Origin of the sequence: Pseudoxanthomonas sp. SGNA-20 (assembly GCF_003931635.1) — a bacterium.
Classification (GTDB): Bacteria; Pseudomonadota; Gammaproteobacteria; order Xanthomonadales; family Xanthomonadaceae; genus Pseudoxanthomonas.
The window spans coordinates 48956-72598 of the sequence record NZ_RRYK01000007.1; the positions used below are offsets into that span (position 1 = coordinate 48956).

20 protein-coding genes and 2 pseudogenes are annotated in these 23643 nt (G+C 71.2%); 14 read left to right on the forward strand and 8 right to left on the reverse strand.

Annotated features, from left to right (window positions below):
* Window positions 1-44: 44 nt before the first annotated feature.
* The 5 genes from EIM48_RS12200 to yidD form a co-directional block, all read right to left on the reverse strand.
* A complete protein-coding gene (locus tag EIM48_RS12200; RefSeq protein WP_125111777.1) occupies window positions 45-3533 on the reverse strand; it encodes an autotransporter domain-containing protein in 3489 nt (1162 codons plus the stop codon).
* Between the two features lie 365 nt (window positions 3534-3898).
* Window positions 3899-4306, reverse strand: a complete 408-nt coding sequence (locus tag EIM48_RS12205; protein WP_125111778.1) for a hypothetical protein — start codon at window positions 4304-4306, stop codon at window positions 3899-3901.
* A 179-nt stretch (window positions 4307-4485) separates the two neighbouring features.
* A complete protein-coding gene (locus EIM48_RS12210) occupies window positions 4486-5319 on the reverse strand; it encodes a M23 family metallopeptidase (RefSeq protein ID WP_125111779.1) in 834 nt (277 codons plus the stop codon).
* A complete protein-coding gene (locus EIM48_RS12215; RefSeq protein ID WP_125111780.1) occupies window positions 5319-6671 on the reverse strand; it encodes a dihydroorotase in 1353 nt (450 codons plus the stop codon). Before EIM48_RS12215 ends, EIM48_RS12210 begins: the two co-directional genes overlap by 1 nt.
* Entirely contained in the window at window positions 6671-6916 is a 246-nt protein-coding gene (yidD, locus tag EIM48_RS12220; RefSeq protein WP_026010529.1) for a membrane protein insertion efficiency factor YidD, read from the reverse strand. The genes EIM48_RS12215 and yidD overlap by 1 nt, the downstream gene beginning before the upstream one ends.
* A gap of 107 nt (window positions 6917-7023) precedes the next feature.
* On the opposite strand from yidD, the gene dksA reads away from it, so the two are divergent.
* Complete coding sequence (gene dksA / locus EIM48_RS12225) at window positions 7024-8148, forward strand: RNA polymerase-binding protein DksA (RefSeq protein WP_125111781.1); 1125 nt, start codon at window positions 7024-7026, stop codon at window positions 8146-8148.
* A gap of 347 nt (window positions 8149-8495) precedes the next feature.
* On the opposite strand, the gene EIM48_RS12230 is transcribed toward dksA, so the two are convergent.
* From EIM48_RS12230 to cysS, 3 genes are all read right to left on the reverse strand, one after another.
* A complete protein-coding gene (locus EIM48_RS12230; RefSeq protein ID WP_125111782.1) occupies window positions 8496-9734 on the reverse strand; it encodes an MFS transporter in 1239 nt (412 codons plus the stop codon).
* A gap of 1 nt (window position 9735) precedes the next feature.
* Entirely contained in the window at window positions 9736-10173 is a 438-nt protein-coding gene (locus EIM48_RS12235; protein WP_125111783.1) for a SufE family protein, read from the reverse strand.
* Between the two features lie 95 nt (window positions 10174-10268).
* Window positions 10269-11651: a cysteine--tRNA ligase gene (gene cysS, locus EIM48_RS12240; RefSeq protein WP_199728425.1), complete on the reverse strand. Its 1383-nt coding sequence runs from the start codon at window positions 11649-11651 to the stop codon at window positions 10269-10271.
* A gap of 139 nt (window positions 11652-11790) precedes the next feature.
* Between cysS and EIM48_RS12245 the strand changes: the two genes are divergently transcribed.
* The 13 genes and pseudogenes from EIM48_RS12245 (at window position 11791) to EIM48_RS12305 (ending at window position 23641) form a co-directional block, all read left to right on the forward strand.
* Window positions 11791-12345, forward strand: coding sequence for a hypothetical protein (locus EIM48_RS12245; protein ID WP_026010527.1), 555 nt, complete (start codon window positions 11791-11793; stop codon window positions 12343-12345).
* Window positions 12346-12649: 304 nt separating this feature from the next.
* Window positions 12650-13663, forward strand: coding sequence for an N-acetylornithine carbamoyltransferase (locus tag EIM48_RS12250; RefSeq protein ID WP_019398677.1), 1014 nt, complete (start codon window positions 12650-12652; stop codon window positions 13661-13663).
* An 86-nt stretch (window positions 13664-13749) separates the two neighbouring features.
* Entirely contained in the window at window positions 13750-14994 is a 1245-nt protein-coding gene (locus EIM48_RS12255) for an argininosuccinate synthase (protein WP_125111785.1), read from the forward strand.
* A 1-nt stretch (window position 14995) separates the two neighbouring features.
* Window positions 14996-15449: pseudogene (locus tag EIM48_RS12260) on the forward strand (GNAT family N-acetyltransferase).
* Entirely contained in the window at window positions 15443-15895 is a 453-nt protein-coding gene (locus EIM48_RS12265; protein WP_199728427.1) for a GNAT family N-acetyltransferase, read from the forward strand. The pseudogene EIM48_RS12260 and the gene EIM48_RS12265 overlap by 7 nt, the downstream one beginning before the upstream one ends.
* A 13-nt stretch (window positions 15896-15908) precedes the next feature.
* Window positions 15909-17012, forward strand: coding sequence for an acetylornithine deacetylase (locus tag EIM48_RS12270; RefSeq protein WP_125111787.1), 1104 nt, complete (start codon window positions 15909-15911; stop codon window positions 17010-17012).
* A 58-nt stretch (window positions 17013-17070) separates the two neighbouring features.
* Window positions 17071-18402 (forward strand): acetylglutamate kinase, encoded by a 1332-nt coding sequence (locus EIM48_RS12275; protein WP_125076873.1) that lies wholly within the window; start codon window positions 17071-17073, stop codon window positions 18400-18402.
* A 28-nt stretch (window positions 18403-18430) separates the two neighbouring features.
* Window positions 18431-18538 (forward strand): annotated as a pseudogene (locus EIM48_RS15605) (GNAT family N-acetyltransferase); the annotation flags it as partial.
* Complete coding sequence (gene argC, locus EIM48_RS12285; protein WP_019398670.1) at window positions 18535-19506, forward strand: N-acetyl-gamma-glutamyl-phosphate reductase; 972 nt, start codon at window positions 18535-18537, stop codon at window positions 19504-19506. The pseudogene EIM48_RS15605 and the gene argC, both read left to right, overlap by 4 nt.
* Window positions 19499-20791, forward strand: a complete 1293-nt coding sequence (argH, locus tag EIM48_RS12290; protein ID WP_125076871.1) for an argininosuccinate lyase — start codon at window positions 19499-19501, stop codon at window positions 20789-20791. Before argC ends, argH begins: the two co-directional genes overlap by 8 nt.
* 84 nt (window positions 20792-20875) lie before the next feature.
* Window positions 20876-21154: a YciI family protein gene (locus tag EIM48_RS12295; RefSeq protein WP_019398668.1), complete on the forward strand. Its 279-nt coding sequence runs from the start codon at window positions 20876-20878 to the stop codon at window positions 21152-21154.
* Window positions 21151-22305, forward strand: a complete 1155-nt coding sequence (gene proB, locus EIM48_RS12300; protein WP_125111788.1) for a glutamate 5-kinase — start codon at window positions 21151-21153, stop codon at window positions 22303-22305. Before EIM48_RS12295 ends, proB begins: the two co-directional genes overlap by 4 nt.
* 61 nt (window positions 22306-22366) lie before the next feature.
* Window positions 22367-23641 (forward strand): glutamate-5-semialdehyde dehydrogenase, encoded by a 1275-nt coding sequence (locus EIM48_RS12305; RefSeq protein WP_028915284.1) that lies wholly within the window; start codon window positions 22367-22369, stop codon window positions 23639-23641.
* Window positions 23642-23643: the final 2 nt, after the last annotated feature.

Here is a 23643-nt window from a genome sequence, read left to right on the forward strand (position 1 = left end):
GAAAAAGGGCGCGGCCGAGGCCGCGCCCTTTTTCGTCCAGCGGGTCAGAAGTTGACCGTAAACCGGGCGTTGATGCCGGTGTCGTTGGCCACGTCGGCATCGACATGGCTCAGGCCCAGGTCCAGCTGGCTGTTGGCCGAGAGGCGCGCGGCCGCGCCGATCTGGAGCAGCAGGGCCTCGTCGCGGATGGCCGGGCTGGCCACGTCGAACGCCTCGCCACCGTCGACCAGGCCCAGCCGGGCGTGCCGGACCTGGTCGCCGCTGGCATGGCGGTAGCCCAGGTTCGCGCGCAGGCTCAGCCAGGCATCGGACTGCTCGCTGCCGGCCAGGTGGGTGGCCAGGCGCAGGCCGACGGTGGACAGGTCCGCACGGGCCTCGGCGCCACGGCCGGCCAGGGCCGCCGCGCCGCCACGCTCGCTGAAGCCGTCGGTGTCGACTTCGACATGGGCGTACTGGACGTACGGCTCCAGTTCCAGCCGGCCCCTGGCGAAGCGGTAGCCGACATCGACGAACGTCTGGCTGCTGTCGGCGTCGTAGCGGCTGGCCAGGGCGTCGGAGTAGCCCCGGAAGGCGACCGTGCGGTTGATCTCGACTTCGTTCTGGCTGCGGGCATGGCCCAGCGACAGGCCGAAGCTGCCCCACGAGGTGCCGGCATAGACGCCGACGTGGGTGCTGCTGGCCTCGCCGCGCGAGCCGCGGCCACGCACGTTGAAGTCGGTGTCGCCGGTGCCGCCGAACACGCCGATGCGCCAGCCGGCGTCAAAGGCGTGGTCGATGCCCACCAGCACGGCGTTGCCGCTGTACCTGGCCCGCGCCGCGTTGCCGTCGGCGGCGATCTCGCCGCCCTGGTGCTGGATCTCCACCCAGGCGCCGGTATCCCGTCCGGCTTCCACGTCGAACGCGTTGCCGCCGGCCCGGCCCAGGGCCGCATCGCGGACCAGGCGGCTGCCTTCCAGCAGGACCTGCTGGGCGCTGGCGTGGATTTCGCCGGAGAGGCCGTCGAACGCGCCACGGGCCTCGGCGGCCGACAGCTGGGTGGTGGCACGCAGCAGGCTGCTGCTGTCCGGCAGCACGTCGAGCGAGGCGGCGATGGCCGACTGGTTCGGGGTGCCGGCGGCGGTGGCCAAGGCCGCGCCGCGGATCACGTCCACGCCAAAGGTGCCCGCGCCCTGCAGCAGCGAGACCGACAGGAACGGCGACAGGTTCGAGTTGTCGACCGAGGCGAAGTTGCCGACGATGCCGCCATCGGCGGTCAGCAGCTGGTACTGCTGGCCGAGCACGAAGGGCTGGCCCGCCTCGGAGCTGAGCACCAGGGTGCCGCCGTTGAGGGTGGCGGTGCCGGTGACGCGCAGCAGGTCGGCCTGGTCCGGCGGCAGCAGTTCGGCCACGAAGCGCGCACCGGCTTCGTGCACGTAGTTGCCGTCGATGGTCAGGGTGCCGATCGAGTTGCCCGGGGCGATGGTGCCGGCCACGCGGGTGTCGCCGAGGGTGCCGCTGCCGCCCAGGGTGCCGTTGGGCCCGACGTAGGTGGGGGCGCCGGAGACGGTGCCGTTCACCACGGCCATGCCGCCGACCACCTCGAGCGGGCTGCCGTCGAGCCTGCCGCTGCCGTTGATTCGCAGCATGCCGGCTCCGACCCGCACGTTCGCGGCGGCGCCGGAAATGGTGCCGTTCACCACGGCCTCGCCGCCGGCCACGTCCAGCGGGCTGTCGTTGAGGCTGCCGTTGAGCAGCAGGGTGCCGCCTTCGACGCGCACGTTGGAGGTGAGGTGGTTGTCGCCGTCGAACTCGAGGATGCCCGAGGTGACGGTGGCGCCGCCGAAGCTGTTGTCACCGGACAGGCGCAGCCAGCCGGCGCCGGACTTGGTCAGCCGGCCCGGGCCGCCGATGTCGTTGGTCCAGTCATCCCATGCGCCGCCTTCCCAGGTCTTGATGCCACCGGCGGCGGCGTTCATCACCACCTCGGTGTCCACGCGCAGCTGGCCGTAGCCTTCGATCGCCTTGCGCAGGTCCAGCAGGCCCCAACCATAGACCTCGTCCACGCCAGGCGCGCCCAGGTCGGTGGCGGTGGTCAGCATGACGTCGCGTACCTGGGCGGCGGTGAGGTACGGGAAGCGCTCCAGCAGCAGGCCCAGGGCGCCGGTCACGTGCGGGGCGGCCATGGAGGTGCCGGAACTGTACTGGTACGCCTCGTAGCCGGTACGGTCCTCGAGTTCGAAGCGCAGGTTGCCGTCGGAGTCGACCACCCAGTCGCCGGGCAGGGAGTCGGCGTTGTTGTTCGGGTCCACGCCCTCGGACAGCACGGTCGAGTAGATGTCGCTGCCCGGGGCCGCGATGCACCACTCGGCGGTGATGCCGCACTTCATCGAGCGGTTGCTCAGCTGGAGCTGGTCATTGAGGTTGACCACGCTGACCCAGTACTGCTCGATCTCCGGGAGGATCGCCGGAAGGGTGGCCGGCGCGGTCGCGTGCGGGCTGGCCACGCCGGGGACGGCGACGGTGTAGCTGGTGTTGCCCGCTGAGAACACCTGGATCATGCCCGAACGGAGCGAGGCATCCGCGATGGCCTGGAGGAACTCGCCTTCCTCGCTCTGCATGAGCAGCTCGGTGTAAAGCAGGGCGTCCCCCGGGGTGTAGACATGGTAGGTGTAGCCCCAGCTGTTGTTCATGGCGCGCACGCCCTGGGCGATGGCCTGGTCGTAGGCGTAGGCGATCGCGCTGGCGCTGGGCGAGGTGCCGCCTTCGAAGCATTCATCGGTGCCGAAGATGCAGGCATAGGTGAGCTGGGTCAGCGTATCGCCGAACAGGCGGGCGGCGCTGAGGTCGGCGCCGAAGGCGACGCCGTGCATGCCGCTGCCGTCACGATTGGCGGCGATGGTGCCGGCCACGTGCGTGCCGTGGGTATCGAACTCGAACAGGGTGTTGCCCGCAAGATGCTCGTACCCCGGATTGAGGTAGGGGGCCAGGTCCGGGGCGTAGTACGTGCCCGTGATCGCCGGCGTGTCGCCTTCCGAGTAGAAGCACGCGCCGGCGCTGTTCCACACCACGGCCTCCGCGCAACGGGTGCCGTCGCCCAGCAGGTCGGCCATCACCAGGGCGCGATGGTCCTTGCCGGCGAATTCGGAGTGATGGAACGCGGTGCCGGAGTCGACCAGGCCCAGGCGCACGCCGGCGCCGCTGAGGCCGCGCGCATAGGCGTACTGCGCGTTGATGGCGGCCAAGCCCCAGTCGGCCTCGAATTCATCGTCGACCCAGCCATCGGGGTCGGACGGGTTGGAGGGCGCAACCGCGGTCCAGCGGCGGCTGAAGGCGTCGCCCGGCAGCGGGGCCTGGGCGGGCGCCACGGCCACGGCCGGGTTCGAGGCACGGAAAGCGCTGGCGATCGCGGCCTTGGCGGCCTGCTGCTGCAGCGTATCCGGTCCGGCAGCAGTGGCGGGAACCGAGGCAAGGGAGGCGAGGCCAGTGGCGATGGCAAGGGCCAGCGCCGAGTGTCCACGGGCCCTGCGCCCGCGGGAGGAGAACGTCGTGTCCATTAAGGCCTCTGTGGAAGTCGCCTGGCCAGTGACCGGCCACGAGGCGAAATTAGCTTCAGGTCCGGTTCAGTCAATGACACGGATCTGTTCTTTGTGAAATTGATCACAAAAAATGGACTTGTATCCCTGACGCCGGAATGGGAATGAAGTATGAGTGGCAGCCCACGGAGGGCAGGATGGGGCCATGGTGTCGGAGCCGCGGCCCTGGCCGGCCGTGGTATCCAGCCTGGCGACACTGGCGGTCCATCGTTCGGCAGTGCCACGGGGGTATCGCCGCGGGGGCGGGCGCACATCGCGTAGGCATGCGTGTGTGAAGACGGGCTCCTGCGACGCGCCGGTGGTACGCGAGCCTGGATCAGGGCTGCTCAGCGCGGCGTGATCGTGATCCGGAACAGCACCGTGCTTGCGCGACCGGATTGCCTGACACGGATGACATGGACGCCCGGTGCTTCCGGGGCCTGGAGACTGATTTCCCCTCCGGCCTGGGCTTCCACATGCTCGCCAAAGGCTTCGACTACCGCGCCGACCGGGACGCTGACGGTGAAGGTCTCGCCGGCCGTGGCTGTACGGGGCACCCGCATCCCGGTATTGGGTACCAGCTCGCCGGGGGACGAACGGGGCGGTATCGGGTGGCGATGCGCAGGAAGTGGAGCACCGCCTGCGGGGGCGGACGGAGTGGGGGCGGTGGCCGGGGAGGAGGCCGCGCAGCTGCCGGTGCCGATTGCGGCAGAAAACGCGAACCACATGGCGAAACGGCGGCGGAACAGGTCCAAGGCGCGGACACCAGCGATGGTCTTGGAGGCGAAACGTACGTCGAATCCGCCGCCATGTCGCCCCCGTCAGTCGGATTGGCGCATCCGCCCGGGCACGGATGCACGTCGCGCCGCGGCGCGCCTGATGCTTCGATGCCGACGAACGCGCCGCCGCGCGCGACGCGGGTGAACCACCCGCGTTACGGCCGCTCCAGGACAAGCAGGGGGTCGATGCGCACGTCGAACCAGTTCATCCCCCAATGCAGATGCGGCCCCGTCGCCCGCCCGGTGGCGCCGACCGCGCCGATCACCTGGCCCTGTTCGACCCGGTCGCCGACCTTCACGTCGATCCGCGACAGGTGCAGGAAGTTGGAGCTGATGCCAAAGCCGTGGTCCAGCAGCACGGTGCCGCCGGTCAGGTACAGGTCCGGGGCGGCGAAGGTCACCACGCCGGCGGCCGGGGCCTTGACCGGGGTGCCGTTGGGGGCGGCGATGTCCATCCCCGAATGCGGCGAGCCGGGCTTGCCGTTGTACACGCGCTGGTGGCCGAAGCGGCCGCTGATGCGGCCCTGTACCGGCCAGATGAAACGCTGGGCGAAGTCGGCGCGGTCGTCGTCGCGCTGGCGCGCGGCGGTGACCTGGGCCTGCTCGCGGGCGATGCGCGCGGCGATCTCCGGCGGCGGCTCGACCGTCTTCGGTGGCACTCCGTCCACCCGCTGCACCGGCCAGTCACGCGGGCTGACCGCGATCCGCTCGACGCTGCGCACGCCATCCGGGCGCACCACCGCGACCTCGACCTGCCCGGCCTCGTCGCGGCCGATGCCAAACACCACGGTGCCGTAGCCGGTGGTGCGCAGGACCCGTCCGGCGTACTCGACCCGGCTGCCCGGCGGCACCTTGCCGATCACCATCGCGCCCTGCGGCACGCTGGCCGGGAACACCACCCGGGTGTCGTCCCGGGCGGGGGCGGGCAGGGCAAGCAGGAGCAGCGCGGCCAGCAGCGCCCGCCGTGCGGCACGCAGGACCGGCCGCATCAGCGCTCGAACTCCAGGCGGCGGCCGGCGGGGGCGCCGACCAGCTCGCGGCCGTTCCACGCCAGCTGGCCGTTGACCCAGGTCGAGGCGATGCGCGAGCGGAAGGTGGTGCCCTCGAACGGCGACCAGCCGCACTTGGACAGCACGTCCTCGCGGCGCACGGACAGCGGGCTGTCCTCGACCAGCACCAGGTCGGCCCAGTAGCCCTCGCGCAGGAAGCCGCGCTCGGCGACGTCGAACAGCCGCGCCGGGGCATGGCTGGCCTTCTCCACTACCCGGGTGATGTCCAGCCTGCCCTCGTGCACCAGCTCGATCGCCGCCAGCAGCGCGTACTGCACCAGCGGCAGGCCGGAAGGCGCCTGCAGGTAGGGCTTCTGCTTCTCCTCCAGGGTGTGCGGGGCGTGGTCGGTGGCCAGCACGTCGATCACGTCGTCCACCAGGGCCTGGACCAGGGCCTGGCGGTCGGAGGCGTCCTTGATCGCCGGATTGCACTTGATGAAGTTGCCCAGCCGCGCGTAGTCGGCGCGGTCGAAGCGCAGGAAGTGGATGCAGGTTTCGGCGGTGATCTTCTTGCGCACCTTGCCGTCGGCGCCCAGCAGCGGGCCGCGCTCGAACAGGGCCAGCTCGTCGGCGGTGGAGATGTGCAGCACGTGCAGGCGGGTGCCGTGCCGGCGCGCCAGCTCCATGGCCAGGCGGGTGGACTTGATGCAGGCCTCGCGCGAACGGATGTCCGGGTGCATGGCGGCGGTCAGGCCGTCGGCGCCGTACTTTTCCTTGAACTCGGCCATCGTGCGGTCGATGGTCGGGGTGTCCTCGCAGTGGGTGATGATCGGGGTCGGGGCCTCGCGGAAGATCCCGTCCAGGGTCTCCGGGTCGTCCACCAGCATGTTGCCGGTGGAGGCGCCCATGAACACCTTGATGCCCGACGCGGCCTTCGGGTCCAGCGAGCGCACCGCCTCGAGGTTGTCGTTGCTGGCGCCCAGGTAGAAGCCGTGGTTGCCCCAGGCGCGGCCGGCGGCCGCGGCGTACTTGGCTTCCAGCGCCGCCGCGTCCAGGGTCGGCGGGTTGGTGTTGGGCATGTCCATGAAGCTGGTCAGGCCGCCGGCCACGGCCGCGGCCGACTCGCTGGCGATGTCGCCCTTGTGGGTCAGGCCCGGCTCGCGGAAGTGGACCTGGTCGTCGATCATGCCCGGCAGCAGCCAGCGGCCGGCCGCGTCCACCACCTGCTCGCCGGCGCGCGCCTGCAGGCCGCTGCCGATGGCCGCGATGCGGCCGTCCTCGATGCGCAGGTCGCCCTCGGTCTGGCGGCCTTCGTTGACCAGGCGGGCATTGGTGATGAGGATGGAGGGCATCAGTGGTGTCCTTGGCAGGAATCGTGCGGGCGGTCAGGGACGGGGTCGTAGCCGCCCGGATGGAGGGGGTGGCAACGGCCGATGCGGCGGGCGGCCAGCCAGCTGCCGCGCAGCGGGCCATGCCGCTCGATCGCCTGCATCGCGTATTCAGAACAGCTGGGCACGAACCGGCAACGCGGCCCCAGCATGGGACTGATGAAGCGCTTGTAAAAGCGCAGCATCATGATGAGCAGGCGTGTGATCACCGCCGCATGATACCCGCCACCCCGTGAGGTTGCCGCCCGGGATGGGGTGGGCTATAAAGGCGCGCTTTCCCGCTGAGGCGGGGAAAACTTCGGAGGAACCTTCGTACGTGGCTGCCAAGAAACCCGTGAAGAAGGCCGCCAAGCCGGCCAAGAAGCCTTCCCCCGTTGCCAAGGCGACAGGGAAGACCGCCAAGCCTGCCGCCAAGAAGGTGGCGGCCGGCAAGGTCGCCAAGCCCGCCAAGAAGGCGGTGGCGGTGGCCAAGGCGACCAAGGCCGCCAAGCCGGCGGCGAAGAAGCCCGCCAAGGTGGCTGCGGTGAAGAAGGCCGCGGCGCCGGCGAAGAAGGCTCCGGCGAAGAAGGTGGCTGCCAGCAAGGCCGCGCCCGCGAAGAAGGCGGCGGCAACCCGGACCAGCAAGCCCACCACCAAGGCCGCGGCGGCGAAGACCACCGCCCGGCAGGCGACCCCGGCCAAGGCTGCCAAGCAGGCCCCCCGCAAGGTCGCCACCCCGGCTGCTCCCAAGCCGGCCAGCAAGACCAAAACCCCCGCCGCCAAGTCCGCCAGGACGACCGCACCCGTTACCGCGACCGCCCAGCCGGAAACCCGCAAGGTCCACCAGGCGCCGGTCGCCGCAACTCCGCAAGACAAGCCAGTGCCCGCACCGAAATCCCCCAGTTCCAACGCTCCGGCCAAGCCGGTCCCGACTCCCCCGGGTACCCCGGGCAAGGTCGCCGTCGCCGTGGTGTCCAAAAAGCCCGAGAATGTGAGCCCGGCCCCCACCCGCAGGAAGGTCGTGGAATACAAGATCGACGAAGCCACCGGACGTCCCATCCTTCCGGAAGGCTACAAGCCCTCGCCCGACGAGGAGTACATGAACCCGCTGCAGCTGGAGTACTTCCGGCAGCGGCTGCTGCAGTGGCGCGCCGACCTGGTCGAGGAGTCCAAGCAGACCATCGAGAACCTCAAGGACGAAGTGCGCGACATCGGCGACGAAGCCGAACGTGCCACCCGCGAGACCGAGAACTCGCTGGAGCTGCGCACCCGCGACCGCTACCGCAAGCTGATCGGCAAGATCGACAGCACGCTCAAGCGCCTGGAGGCCGGCGACTACGGCTACTGCGTCGACACCGGCGAGGAAATCGGCCTGGAGCGCCTGGAGGCGCGCCTGACCGCCGAGCGCACCATCGATGCCCAGGAGCGCTGGGAGCACCTGCAGAAGCAGCAGGGCGAGTAAGCCCGCTCCCGCAAGCATGGCGACAAGGCCCGCCTCACGGCGGGCTTTGTTTTTCCAGTCCTCGCCGACGGGGTGGGCCGGCATGTGCGCGCGCCACTGCGCCCATGCCGCCGGACGCCCGCGTCCGGGGACGCGGGCCGGCGCTTCTCCAACGCCGCTGGCACCACGACCCTCACCTCCGCCCTGGAGCCGGACGCGGAGTCGCGCGATGCCATGCCCCGGTGCGGTGCGGCTCCGTCCGGAGTCCGCGGCACCCCACAGCGGTCGTCTCCGCCACCGCCGCGCGTCACCTGACGGCGGCCCGGCAAGGCCGTCGGTCCTGTCGGGCCATGCGGGGTGCGGGTAGGTCAGAGCTTGCGCAGATCCAGCCGCCGCAGCCGCGGCGCCTTTACCGCGGTGGTGGCGACCACGCCCAGGGTGACGCAGCCGCCCAGTACCACCGCCGGGACCAGGCCCAGCAGGCGCGCCATGGAGCCGGCGTAGAACGCGCCCAGCTCGTTGGACGAGCCGATGAAGATGCCGTTGATCGAGGCCACCCGCCCGCGCATGCCGTCGGGGGTGACCAGCTGCATGATGGTCGAGCGCAGCACCACCGACACGCCATCGCAGGCGCCGGACAGCAGCAGGAAGAACGCCGACAGCCAGAAGTGCCGCGACAGGCCGAAGCCGATGATGCAAAGCCCGAACCCGGCTACCGCCCACAGCAACAGGCGCCCGGCGTTGCGCCCGGGCACGTGCCGCGCCAGCACCAGGCCCACCGCCACCGCGCCCAGGGCCGGGGCCGCGCGCAGGATGCCCAGGCCTTCCGGGCCGTAGTGCAGGATCTCGCGGATGAAGGCCGGCGCCAGCGAGATCGCCCCGCCGAACAGCACCGCGAACAGGTCCAGCGCCTGCGCGCCGAGCATCACCTGGTTGCCGAACACGAAGCGCAGGCCCTCGCCGATGCTGGCGAACACCGGCGCGCGCGGCCCTTCCGCCGGCGGCTCGTCCACCCGCAGCGCCAGCAGCACCGCGCCGGCGGCCATTGCCAGCACTGCGGCCACGCCGTAGGCCACCGTCTTGCCGGCCAGCCCGACCAGCACGCCGCCCAGCGCCGGGCCGCACACCAGTCCGCCCTGGAACACCACGCTGCCGATGCTGGCGCCGCGCGCGAACTGGGCGCGCGGCAGCACCCGCGCGAACAGCGCGGTGTACACCGGGGTGAGGAAGGCGCGGACCAGGCCGGTCAGCACGATGGCCGCGTAGATCGGCCAGGTGGCGCCCGGCGCGATGCGGCCGGCGGCGACCAGCATCAGCAGCACGGCCGTGGCGCACAGCCCGGCGGTGGCCAGCGCACCCAGCCGGCGCTTGGGCAGGTGGTCGACCAGGTAGCCGGCGAACAGGGCCATGCCGATGTACGGCAGCACCTCGGCCAGGCCGACCAGGCCCAGGGCGAAGGTGTCGCGGGTCAGCTCGTAGACGTGCCAGCCGACGGTGACCGCGACGATCTGGTAGGACAGGATCGCGAACAGGCGGTAGCCGAGCAGGATCCGGAAGCTGCCTTCGCGCAGCGGCGAACGGAGCAGGCTTTCCGGAGCCGCTTCCACCTCAGGCCTGGGCGCGCGCGGTGTCGCGGATGAAGGCCAGCAGCGAGGCCAGGCCGTTGCTGCGGGTCGGCGAGAGGTGCCTGGCCAGCCCGATGTCGGCGATGTAGTCCGGCTCGGTGGCCAGGATTTCCTCCGCCGGACGGCCGGAGTAAACCCGCAGGGCCAGGTAGATCAGGCCGGAGACGATGGCCGAGTCGCTGATCGCATGGAACTCGAGTCGTTCGCGGTTGCCCTGCGGCACGATCCAGACCATCGACTGGCAGCCGTGCAGGCGGTGTTCCTCGGTCTTCCATTCCTCCGGGAACGGCGGCAGCTTGCGGCCCAGGTCGATCAGGTACTGGTAGCGCTCGGCCCAGTCGGCGAAGAACGCGAACTCGTCGCGGATGGCGGTCTGCGCCTCGGCGGCGGTGGGTTCGAGCGGGAAGGGGGAAGTGGTCACGGGTTTCTCTGTGGTTGTGGCGGGCCGTCCCTGGCGCGGCCGGGGGATTCCGGCCGCCAGCCCGGGGCAGTCCTGCCCGGGCACCAGGAAGCGGGTCAGGCCCGCTTCCAGCGCGGCCCCTGGGGCGTGTCCTCCAGCAGGATGCCTTCGGCCGCCAGCTGGTCGCGGATGGCGTCGGCGCGGGCGAAGTCGTGCGCCTTCTTGGCCGCGCTGCGCTCGTCCACCAGGGCCTGGATCCGGGCGTCGTCCTCGCCGGAGGCGCCGCGGTTGAACCAGGCTTCCGGCGCCTGCTGCAGCAGGCCCAGGGCCAGGCCGGCGCCCAGCAGCTCGGACTTCAGCCGCGCACGCTCGCCGGCGTCGGTCGCCTTGCGCGCCTCGCCGGCGATGCGGGCCAGCTCGGCCAGCGCCAGCGGGGTGTTGATGTCGTCGTCCAGCGCCGCCTCGACCGCGGCGGGGATCGCCGGCTGTGCGTCCACGCCGGCCAGGTCGCGCAGGGTGCCGTACAGCCGGTCCAGGGTGCGCACCGACTGCTCGACCAGGGCGTCGGACCACTCCAGCGGCTGCCGGTAGTGGGCCGACATCAGCGCGTAGCGCAGTGCCTCCGGCGGGTGCGCGCGCACCAGGTCGTGGACCTTCTCGATGTTGCCCAGCGACTTGCTCATCTTGGCGCCGCCGAAGTTGAGCATGCCGTTGTGCAGCCAGAAGCGGGCGAACGGCGCGCCGCCGTGGGCGCACTGGCTCTGCGCGATCTCGTTCTCGTGGTGCGGGAACTGCAGGTCGATGCCGCCGGCGTGGATGTCGATGGTCGTGCCCAGGTGGGCCTCGGCCATGGCCGAGCACTCGATGTGCCAGCCCGGGCGGCCGCGGCCCCAGGGCGAATCCCAGCCGGGCAGGTCGTCGCTGGAGGGCTTCCACAGCACGAAGTCGCCCGGGTCGCGCTTGTACGGGGCCACCTCGACCCGGGCGCCGGCCAGCATCTCCTCGGTGTCGCGGCGCGAGAGGCGGCCGTAGTCGGCGAAGCTGGCCACCGAGAACAGCACGTGGCCCTCGGCGGCGTAGGCATGGCCGGCCTCGATCAGGCCCTGGATCATCGCGATCATGTGCGCGATGTGGCCGGTGGCGGTGGGCTCGATGTCCGGGGCGAAGTCGCCGGCCACGCCCAGCGCGGCCATGTCCTCGCGGTAGGCGGCGGCGAAGCGCTCGGTGATCGCCGAGATCGGCACGCCCTGTTCGGCCGCGGCGGCATTGATCTTGTCGTCCACGTCGGTGATGTTGCGCGCGTACTTCAGGGCGCCATGCCGCCGGCGCAGCAGCGCGGCCAGCACGCCGAACACCACCGGGCCGCGGGCGTTGCCGATGTGCACGTAGTTGTAGACCGTGGGCCCGCACACGTACATGGTGGGGCAGGCGGGGTCGAGCGGCTGGAAGGCTTCGACCTGGCGCGTCAGGCTGTTGTACAGGCGCAGGGACATCGGCACGGGATACCGGGGACGAGCCGCGCATTCTAGCCTGCGGACCGGGTGGCCGGCCCGCGGCCGCCGCGGGGGCGCGGCGGTTCAGCGGCGTTCAAGGCGCGATCCCTACACTGGAGCCTCCGTTCGCCCCCCACTGGTACCAATGCGACTGTCGTTGCAAATCCCCGTGCTGTGCCTGGCCTGCTCGTTCGGGCTGGCTGCGGGGGCCCAGGAGCCGGACAGCCGCAAGGGCGAACAGCCCGAAGCACCGGTCCGGGTCGTTCCCGCCGAGAACGTCCGCTTCGATTACGCCCAGGTGCTGCGGGTGGAGCCGGTCTACCAGACCCTGCGCGCCACCCGCACCGAGGAGCGCTGCGACGACGTCCCGGTGGTGGAGGTGCGTTCGCGGGCGAGCAAGGCCGGCGCTGAATCCCCGGGGGTGCTGGAGCGGATGGTGGAGTCGGTCAAGGGCATGTTCCGCGAGGAGACGCCGCGCGCCAAGCCGGACCCGGCCCCGGTCTCGGCCACGCCCCGCGGCGGCGCCAACTGCCGCCTGGTCCAGGTCGAGCGCCAGTTCCAGCGGCCGATCGCCTACGACGTGGACTACGTCTACAAGGGCACCAAGTACCGCTCGCGCCTGGCTGAGGACCCCGGCAACCGGCTGCGGATCCGGGTCTCGGTGACCCCCTGGGTGGGCGAGCCCGCGCATTCCCCCTGAGGCGCCCTGCGGACTTGCACGCGCCGCAGGTGCGTGCGACCATCGCCGGCCCATGAATACCGACCTTCAGCCGCACGCTGCGAGCGCCGCCCGGATGGCCTCCGGGATGACCTCGCGTGCGCGCCGACCGGAATCCCACTTTTCCGCTGGGTGACCGGAGTGTCGTGCTGTCCGTTCGAGAACCCAGCCCCAGGCTGGGTTTTTTCGTTTCTGGCACGGCAACGGTTTCATGCGCAAAGGACTTTTTCCAGCTAAAGCATCACCCCACGCCGGCCCGCCGGCCACCACCGCAAGGGATCGATCGATGTCTCTCAAGCACTTCCTCAACACCCAGGACTGGAGCCGCCCGGACCTGGATGCGCTGCTCGCCGAAGCCGCCGCGTTCAAGCGCAACAAGCTGGGCAGCGAGCTCAAGGGACGCTCGATCGCGCTGGTGTTCTTCAACCCGTCCATGCGCACCCGCACCAGCTTCGAGCTGGGCGCCTTCCAGCTCGGCGGCCACGCCATCGTGCTGCAGCCGGGCAAGGACGCGTGGCCGATCGAGTTCGACCTGGGCACGGTGATGGACGGCGACACCGAGGAGCACATCGCCGAGGTGGCGCGCGTGCTGGCTCGCTACGTGGACCTGATCGGCGTGCGCGCCTTCCCCAAGTTCAAGGACTGGAGCTACGACCGCGAGGACCGCGTGCTCAAGGCCTTCGCGAAGTACTCGACGGTGCCGGTGATCAACATGGAGACGATCACCCACCCGTGCCAGGAGCTGGCCCACGCCCTCGCCCTGCAGGAGCACTTCGGCACCACCGACCTGCGCGGCAAGAAGTACGTCCTGACCTGGACCTACCACCCCAAGCCGCTGAACACCGCGGTGGCCAACTCCGCCCTGACCATCGCCACCCGCCTGGGCATGGACGTGACCCTGCTGTGCCCGACCCCGGAGTACATCCTCGACGAGCGCTACATCGGCTGGGCCAACCAGAACGTGGCCGAGAGCGGCGGCTCCTTCCGCATCAGCCACGACATCGAGGACGCCTACCGCGGCGCCGACGTGGTCTATGCCAAGAGCTGGGGCGCGCTGCCGTACTTCGGCAACTGGGAGCCGGAAAAGCCGATCCGCGACCAGTACAAGCACTTCATCGTCGACGAGGCCAAGATGGCCCTGACCAACAACGGCGTGTTCAGCCACTGCCTGCCGCTGCGCCGCAACGTCAAGGCCACCGACGCGGTCATGGACTCGCCCAACTGCATCGCCATCGAAGAGGCCGAGAACCGCCTGCACGTGCAGAAGGCGGTGATGGCCGCGCTGGTGCGCGGCCGGTGATTCGGGATTGGGGATTCGTGATTCGAAAGAGCGGGACCGGATCCCCCCTCCATTGCCTACTACTGATTTCTGAGAGAGACGCCCCCATGTCACAAGCTGCTTCCACCAATCCCGAATCCCGAATCCCGAATCCCGCGGCAGCCAGCCGCGACATCGTCCTGGCCTTCTCCGGCGGCCTGGATACCAGCTTCTGCGTGCCCTACCTGAAGGAGCAGGGCTGGAACGTGCACACCGTGTTCGCCGACACCGGCGGCGTGGATGCCGAGGAGCGCGCCTACATCGAGCAGCGCGCCGCGGAGCTGGGCGTGGCCAGCCATGTCACCGTCGACGGCGGGGCCGCGATCTGGAACGGCTTCGTCAAGCCGTTCGTGTGGGCGGGCGAGGGCTACCAGGGCCAGTACCCGCTGCTGGTCTCCGACCGCTACCTGATCGTCGACGCCGCGCTCAGGCGCGCCGCCGAGCTGGGCACCAACGCCATCGCCCACGGCTGCACCGGCATGGGCAACGACCAGGTCCGCTTCGACCTGGCGGTCAAGGCCCAGGGCGACTACCGCATCGTCGCCCCGATCCGCGAGATCCAGAAGGAACACACTCAGACCCGCGCCTACGAGCAGAAGTACCTGGAGGAGCACGGCTTCGAGGTGCGCGCCAAGCAGAAGAGCTACACCATCAACGAGAACCTGCTGGGCGTGACCATGTCCGGCGGCGAGATCGACAAGTGGGAAGCCCCGGGCGAGGGCGCCCGCGCCTGGTGCGCGCCGCGCAGCGCGTGGCCGGCCGAGCCGCTGCGGGTGACCCTGAAGTTCGTCGAGGGCGAGGCGGTGGAGCTGGACGGCAAGCCGCTGGAGGGCGCGAAGATCCTGGCCCGGCTGAACACCATGTTCGCCCAGTACGGCGTCGGCCGCGGCATGTACACCGGCGACACCGTGATCGGCCTGAAGGGCCGCATCGTGTTCGAGGCCCCGGGCCTGACCGCGCTGCTGGCCGCGCACCGCGCGCTGGAGGAGGCGGTGCTGTCCAAGCACCAGAACCGCTTCAAGCCGGAAGTGGCGCGCAAGTGGATCGAGCTGGTGTACGAGGGCTTCTACCACGACCCGCTGAAGACCGACCTGGAGGCCTTCCTCAAGTCCTCGCAGGCCAAGGTCAACGGCGAGGTGGTGCTGGAGACCCGCGGCGGCCGCGTCGACGCGGTGGCCGTGCGCTCGCCGCACATCCTCAACGCCAAGGGCGCCACCTACGCCCAGTCGGCCGACTGGGGCGTGGAGGAGGCCGAGGGCTTCATCAAGCTGTTCGGCATGAGCAGCACCCTGTGGGCCGAGGTCAACCGCTGACGTGAGCGAAGCGGCCGCCCGCATCCTGGTACGCAGCGCCGGCATGGACGACCTGCCGGCGCTGGCGGCGCTGTTCGACGGCTACCGCGTGTTCTACGGGCAGCCGTCGGACCCGACGCGCGCGGCGGCGTTCCTGCGCCAGCGCCTGGAGCGCGGCGACTCGCACCTGCTGCTGGCGGTGGACGCGCAAGGCAACGCCCTGGGCTTCACCCAGCTGTATCCGCTGTTCACCTCGGTCGGCACCGCGCCCCAACGACCTGTTCGTCGCGCCGCAGGCGCGCGGGCGGGGCGTGGGCCGGGCGCTGCTGCGCAGGGCCGCCGAGGACGCGCGCAAGCACGGGGCGGTGCGGCTCGAGCTGCAGACCACGGTCGGCAACGCCACCGCCCAGGCGCTTTACGCCAGCGAAGGCTGGGCGCGTGCGGACGGCTTCATCGGGTTCAGCAAGGGATTGTGACGATGACCCGACTGCGCATCAGCAACGACCGCAGCGAACTGGACCTCGACCTGATCCACCGTTTCCTGTCACGGGAGGCGTACTGGAGCCGCGGCATCCCGCGGGAGACGGTGGAGCGGGCGATCGCCGGCTCGCTGTGCTTCGGCGGCTACCTCGGGGACGCCGGCCAGGTGGCCTTCGCCCGCGTGGTCACCGACGGCGCCACCTTCGGCTACCTGGCCGACGTGTTCGTGCTGCCCGGGCACCGCGGGCGCGGCCACGGCAAGCAGCTGGTGGCCGCGGTGATGGAGCATCCGCAGCTGCGGGGCCTGCGCCGCTTCCTGCTGGCCACCTCCGACGCGCACGGCCTGTACGCGCAGTTCGGTTTCGCCGCGCTGGCGCGGCCGCAGACCCTGATGGAACTCCTCCGCCCGGACATCTACCAGTCCGCGGCCGCTTCCGCCTGACACACCGGACCCCATGACCGACCTGCTCCAATCCACCCTCGCGCACCTGGAAAAGCTGGTGTCCTTCGACACCCGCAACCCGCCGCGCGCGATTGCCGCCGAGGGCGGCATCTTCGACTACCTGCGCGCGAACCTGCCCGGCTTCCAGGTGCTGCAGGTGGTGGACCACGGCGCCGGCGCTGTCAGCCTGTACGCGGTGCGCGGCAGGCCGAAGTACCTGTTCAACGTGCACCTGGACACGGTGCCGGACTCGCCGCACTGGAGCGCCGACCCGCACGTCATGCGCCGCCTGGACGACCGCGTGCTCGGCCTGGGCGTGTGCGACATCAAGGGCGCCGCCGCCGCCCTGGTGGCCGCGGCCAATGCCGGCGACGGCGACGCCGCGTTCCTGTTCTCCTCCGACGAGGAAGCCAACGACCCGCGCTGCATCGCCGCCTTCCTCGGGCGCGGCATCCCCTACGAGGCGGTGCTGGTGGCCGAGCCGACCATGGGCCAGGCGGTGCTGGCGCACCGTGGCATTTCGTCGGTGCTGGTGCGCTTCAAGGGCCGCGCCGGACACGCCTCCGGCCAGCAGGACGCGGCCGCCAGCGCATTGCACCAGGCCGTGCGCTGGGGCGACCGCGCGCTGGACCACGTGCAGTCGCTGGCGCACGCGCGTTTCGGCGGCCTCACCGGCCTGCGCTTCAACATCGGCCGCATCGAGGGCGGGATCAAGGCCAACATGATCGCGCCGGAAGCCGAGCTGCGCTTCGGCTTCCGTCCGCTGCCGTCGATGGACGTGGACCAGCTGCTGGCCACTTTCGCCGGCTTCGCCGAGCCGGCCGCGGCGCACTTCGAGGAGACCTTCCGCGGCCCGAGCCTGCCCTCCGGCGACATCGCCCGCGCCGAGGAGCGCCGCCTGGCCGCGCGCGACGTGGCCGACGCCCTGGGCCTGCCGATCGGCAACGCCGTGGACTTCTGGACCGAGGCCTCGCTGTTCTCGGCCGGCGGCTACACCGCGCTGGTGTACGGCCCCGGCGACATCGCCCAGGCGCACACCGCCGACGAGTTCGTGACCCTGGACCAGCTGCGCGGCTACGCCGAGTCGGTCCACCGCATCATCAACGGCCCGCGCTGAGCGAACCCCTTTCCGCGCCGGCCCCGGGCCGGCCCTTCCTTCCCTCCGACATCCGACCGTGAACGTTCCCGCCACCCCGACCCAGATCCAGACCCGCCAGACCATCGTCCGCCTGCTGTCGAGCATGGCCAGCGCCAAGGAGATCAGCCAGTACCTCAAGCGCTTCTCCCAGGTCGACGCCAAGCGCTTCGCGGTGGTGAAGGTCGGCGGCGCGGTGCTGCGCGACGAGCTGGAGGACCTGACTTCCTCGCTGGCGTTCCTGCAGGAGGTCGGCCTGACCCCGATCGTGCTGCACGGCGCCGGCCCGCAGCTGGACGCCGAGCTGGCGGCGGCGGGGATCGAGAAGCAGACCGTCAACGGCCTGCGCGTGACCTCGCCGGAAGCGCTGGCGATCGTGCGCCGCGTGTTCCAGGCCTCCAACCTCAAGCTGGTCGAGGCGCTGCAGCGCAACGGCGTGCGCGCCACCTCGATCACCGGCGGCGTGTTCGAGGCCGACTACCTCGACCAGGCCACCTACGGCCTGGTGGGCGAGGTGAGGAAGGTCAACCTGGCGCCGATCGAGGCCAGCCTCAACGCCGGCTCGATCCCGGTGATCACCAGCCTGGGCGAGACCCCCAGCGGCCAGATCCTCAACATCAACGCCGACTTCGCCGCCAACGAGCTGGTGCGCGAACTGCAGCCGTACAAGATCATCTTCCTCACCGGCACCGGCGGCCTGCTCGACGAGAAGGGCAAGGTGATCGACTCGATCAACCTGTCCACCGAATACGAGCACCTGATCCAGCAGCCGTGGATCCACGGCGGCATGAAGGTCAAGATCGAGCAGATCAAGGACCTGCTGGACAGCCTGCCGCTGGAGTCCTCGGTGTCGATCACCCGCCCGGCCGACCTGGCCAAGGAGCTGTTCACCCACAAGGGCTCCGGCACCCTGGTGCGCCGCGGCGAGCGCGTGCTGCGGGTGGAGTCGTGGCGCGACCTGGACCTGGCGCGGATGAAGGCGCTGATCGAGTCCAGCTTCGGCCGCGAGCTGGTGCCGGACTACTTCGAGCGCACCGACCTGCTGCGCGCCTACGTCAGCGAGAACTACCGCGCGGCGGTGGTCCTGGTGCGCACCGAGGCCGGCACCTACCTGGACAAGTTCGCGGTGCTGGACGACGCCCAGGGCGAGGGCCTGGGCCGGGCGGTGTGGAACGTGATGCGCGAGGAAACGCCGGAGCTGTTCTGGCGCTCGCGCCACAACAACCAGGTCAACATCTTCTACTACGCCGAGTCCGACGGCTGCATCAAGCAGGAGAAGTGGAAAGTGTTCTGGTACGGCATCGGTGGCTTCGACCGGATCGAGCGTTGCGTGGCCCACTGCGGCACGCGCCAGCCCACCCTGGTCGGCTGACATGGCCGCGCCATCCCCCCAGGCCTGGCGCCACGCCGACGGAACGCTGCGCGATTCCGTCGTGTTCTCCATCATCGACACCGAATGGCCGGGGGTGCGCAGCCACCTCCGGTTCCGACTGGATTCGCACGCATGAGCAGGAAGTATTCCATCGGCATCGTCGGCGCCCGCGGGCATACCGGCGCCGAGCTGATCCGCCTGGTGGCGGCCCACCCGCAGCTGGAGCTGGCGTTCGTGTCCTCGCGCGAGCTGGACGGCCAGCGCGTGGCCGACCACAACGACGCCTACCAGGGCGAACTGCGCTTCGAGAACCTGGCCCACGAACAGGTCGCGGCCAAGGGCGCGGACGTGGTGGTGCTGGCGCTGCCCAACGGCAAGTCCGGCGAGATCGTCGCCGGCATCGATGCCCAGGCCCCGGACACGCTGGTGGTCGACCTGTCGGCCGACCACCGCTTCGACCCGGCCTGGTACTACGGCCTGCCGGAGATCACCCGCGGCGGCTACCAGGGCCAGAAGCGGATCAGCAATCCCGGCTGCTACGCCACCGCGATGCAGCTGGCGATCTGGCCGATGCTCGAGTACCTGGCCGGCCCGCCGCAGTGCTTCGGCGTGTCCGGCTACTCCGGCGCCGGCACCACGCCCTCGGACCGCAACAACCCCGAGCTGCTGCGCGACAACCTGATGCCGTACGCGCTGGCCGACCACATCCACGAGCGCGAGGTCTCCGCGCAGCTGCGGGTCCCGGTGGAGTTCATGCCGCACGTGGCCCCGCACTTCCGCGGCATCACCATGACCGTGAACATGTGGCTGGCCGAGCCGCTCAAGGCCGACTGGGTGCGCGCGCGCTACGAGCAGCGCTACGCCGGCGAGCCGCTGGTGCAGGTGCTGGAGCATGCGCCGTGGGTGAGCCGCATCGCCGGCCGCCACGGCGTGGAGATCGGCGGCTTCACCGTGGCCCCGGGCGGCAAGCGCCTGGTGGTGGTGGCCACCCTCGACAACCTGCTCAAGGGCGCGGCCACCCAGGCCATGCAGAACATCAACATCGCGCTGGGACTGCCCGAGCTGGCGTCGATCCCGGCCTTCAAGGAGAGTGCCCATGGCTGAGCTGCTGTGGCAGAAGCCCGGCGTGGCGGTGGACGCGCAGATCCAGCGTTTCCTCGCCGGCGACGACGTGGTCCTGGACCGCGAGTTCTTCCTGCACGACATCGCCGCCAGCACCGCGCACGCCGAGGGACTGCAGCGCATCGGCATCCTCTCGGCCGAAGAGCTGGAAGGGCTCAAGCGCGAACTGGCGATCCTGGCCGAGGACTTCCGCAGCGGCGCCTTCGTGCTCGACGAGCGCTACGAGGACTGCCACTCGGCGATCGAGTCGCGCCTGACCGAGCGCCTGGGCGATGCAGGTCGCAAGATCCACACCGGCCGCAGCCGCAACGACCAGATCCTGGTCGCCACCCGGCTGTGGCTGAAGGAGAAGCTGGCGCGGGTGGCGCAGCTGTCGCGCGAGGTCGCGCGGGTGGCGTTGGACCGCGCCGTCGCCGAGAAGGACCTGCCGATCCCGGGCTACACCCACATCCAGCGCGCCGTGGTGTCCTCGGCCGGCATGTGGTGGGCCGGCTGGGCCGAGGCCTTCATCGACGACGCCATCCGCGCCGCCGACACGCTGAAGCTGGTGGACTGCAACCCGCTGGGCACGGCTGCCGGCTACGGCGTCAACCTCAGGCTGGACCGCGAACACACCACCGCCGCGCTGGGCTTCGCGCGCATGCAGGTCAGCCCGGTGTACGCGCAGCTGTCGCGCGGCAAGTTCGAGCTGGCCGCGCTGGAGGCCCTCGGCAGCGCGACCCTGGACCTGCGCCGCCTGGCCTGGGACCTGTCGCTGTACACCACCGCCGAGTTCGGCTTCGTCGCGCTGCCGCCGCAGTACACCACCGGCAGCTCGATCATGCCCAACAAGCGCAACCCGGACGTGATCGAGCTGATGCGCGCCACCCACGCCAGCGTGGCCGCCGCGCGCACCGAGATCGAGCAGCTGCTGTCGCTGCCCTCCGGCTACCAGCGCGACCTGCAGTCCTCCAAGGGCGCGATCGTGCACGGCTTCGCCCGCGGCCTGGCCGCGCTGGAACTGCTGCCGGCGCTGCTGGCCAACCTGGAGTGGCGCGGGGACAAGCTGCGCGCGGCGATCGACTCGGGCATGTATGCCACCGACGTGGCGGTCGAGGCCGCGATCGCCGGCGTGCCGTTCCGCGAGGCCTACAAGGCCGCCGCGGCCAGCGCCGACACCGCGGGGCAGGGGCGCACGCCGGAAGGCAGCCTGGCCGCGCGCACCTCGCCCGGCGCGGCCGCGGACCTGCGCCTGGCCGAGCTGGAAGCGCGCTGGGCCGCCCTGTAAGGGGCCGGCTGGCGCAGTGGTAGACGCGGGCGGCGTGCCGTCCGCGGAAGTGCAACGACGGTTTGCCGACAGGAAGGACGCACCATGAAGCACTACCTCGTCATCGCCATGCGCCGCCCGGGCTTCGACCCGGCCGTGGTCGCGCCGCACCTGGCGTACCTGGACGACCTGGACGCGCGCGGCCTGCTGGCCGCTTCCGGTCCGTTCGCCGACGGCAGCGGCGGCGCCTATGTGCTGCGCGGCCTCGCCAGCCTTGGCGAGGCCCAGGCCGTCGCCGCCGCCGATCCGCTGGCGCTGACCGGCAGTTCCAGCCTGGAGGCGCGCGAGTGGACCCTGGCCGCGCGGGGCAAGGGCCTGGCATGAGCGACGCGGCCCTGTCCCTGCACCTGCAACCGCTGCCGGCCTGGCGCCGTGCCGTGCTGAAGGTCGGCAGCAGCCTGCTGGCCGCCGATGGCGACGGGCTGTCGCCGCGCTTCGCCCTGGGCCTGGCACAGTTCGTGTCCTCCTCGGTGCTGGCCGGGCGCGAGGTGGTGGTCGTGTCCTCCGGCGCGGTCGCCGCCGGCCGCGCCATCCTGCCGCGCGCGGCCGAGGCCGGCGCCGCCATCGCCCAGCGCCAGGCGCTGGCCGCGCTGGGCCAGGCACGCCTGATCGAGCTGTGGCAGCGCTTCTTCGAGCGCCCGGTGGCGCAGGTGCTGCTGACCCACGACGACCTGCGCAACCGCCGCCGCTACCTCAACGCCCGCGCCACCCTCAAGGAGCTGCTGGCGCTGGGCACGCTGCCGGTGGTCAACGAGAACGACACCGTCTCGGTGGACGAGCTCAAGCTGGGCGACAACGACAACCTGGCGGCGATCGTCGCGGCCCTGATCGATGCCGACGTGCTGTTCATCGCCACCGACATCGACGGCCTGTACGACGCCAATCCGCGCGGCAACCCGCAGGCCCGGCTGGTGCCCGAGGTGGCCGAGTTGACCGCGGAAGTGCTGGCCATGGCCGGCGGCAGCGGCAGCGCCGTGGGCACCGGCGGCATGCGCACCAAGCTGGAGGCCGCGGCCAAGGCCGGCGCGGCCGGCATCGACACCGTGCTGTTCAACGGCCGCCGCCCGGAGGTGGTGCGCGAGCTGGTCCACGACCGCCTGCATGGCACCCGCATCCGCGCCGCGCGCAGCCGCATCGCCGCGCGCAAGTACTGGCTGCGGCACGCGCCGGTGGAGCGGGGGGCGCGGATCGTGGTCGACGCCGGCGCCGCCGCCGCGCTGGCGGCCAAGGGCGCCTCGCTGCTGCCCGGCGGCGTGGTCGCGGCCGAGGGCGAGTTCCGCCGCGGCGACATGGTCGAGGTGGTGGTGCGCGGGGACGGCGGCGTGCGCGCCGTGGCCCGCGGCATCAGCCAGTACTCGGCGGTGGACGTGGCCCGCATCGCCGGCCGCCACTCGCGCGACATCGAGTCGATCCTGGGCTACAACTACGGCGGCAACGTGATCCACCGCGACGACCTGGTGCTGCTGCCGGCCTGAGCCGGCGCCAGCCCCGGCCGGCGCGGCATGGCCCGGACCGAACCAGGAGCAGGGAACGACCATGAGCGACATCAAGACCCAGGCACTGCAGGCGCGCGAAGCCGCGCTGGCCATCGCCCAACTGTCCACGGAAGGCAAGAACGCGCTGCTGCGGGCGATGGCCGATGCGCTGGAGGCCGACGCGGCCGCGATCCTGGAGGCCAACGCGCGCGACATCGAGGCGGCGGTGGCCAAGGGCGTGGGCGCTGCCATGCAGGACCGCCTGCGCCTGGACGACAAGCGCCTGCAGGGCGTGGCCAACGCGCTGCGCGAGGTGGCGGAACTGCCGGACCCGGTGGCCCAGGTGACCCGCGCCTACGACCGCCCCAACGGCATCCACGTCGAGCGCGTGCGCGTGCCGCTGGGCGTGATCGCGATGATCTACGAGGCCCGCCCCAACGTGACCGCCGACGCCGCCGCGCTGTGCCTGAAGGCCGGCAACGCGGTGATCCTGCGAGGCGGCTCGGAGGCGATCCATTCCAACACCGCCATCGCCGCCGCGCTCAAGCGCGCCCTGCGCGAGGCCGGGCTGCCGGAGGCGGTGGTCACCCTGGTCGAGGACCTGCGCCGGGAAACCATCCTCGAGCTGATCCAGCTCAACGACATCGTCGACCTGGTGATCCCGCGCGGCGGCGAGGGCCTGATCCGGTTCGTGGCCGAGCACGCGCGGGTGCCGGTGATCAAGCACTACAAGGGCGTGTGCCACCAGTACGTGGACGCGCCGGCCGACCTGGGCATCGCCCTGGAACTGCTGGTCGACGGCAAGGTCTCGCGCCCGGCCGCGTGCAACTCGCTGGAAACCCTGCTGGTGCACGCCGACGTGGCCGCCTCGTTCCTGCCGCGCGCGGCGCGCGAACTGCGCGGGCGCGGGGTCGAGCTGCGCGGCTGCGAGCGCAGCCGCGCGATCGTGCCGGACATGGTCGAGGCCACCGAGGACGACTACGCCGCCGAATACCTGGACCTGATCCTGGCGGTGCGCGTGGTCGACGGCCTGGAGCAAGCCATCGAGCACATCCAGCGCTACACCTCCGACCACACCGAGGTGATCGTCACCGCCGACGCCAGCCACGCCGAGCGCTTCGTGCAGGCGCTGCGCTCGGCGGTGGTGATGGTCAACGCCTCCTCGCGCTTCTCCGACGGCGGCGAGCTGGGCCTGGGCGCGGAGATCGGCATCTCCACCACGCGCCTGCACAGCTACGGCCCGATGGGCCTGGAGGCGCTGACCGTGGAGCGCTTCGTGGTCCGCGGCGAGGGCCAGGTGCGGCACCCGGACCTGCTGGCGCAGGCGGACGAGTAGGC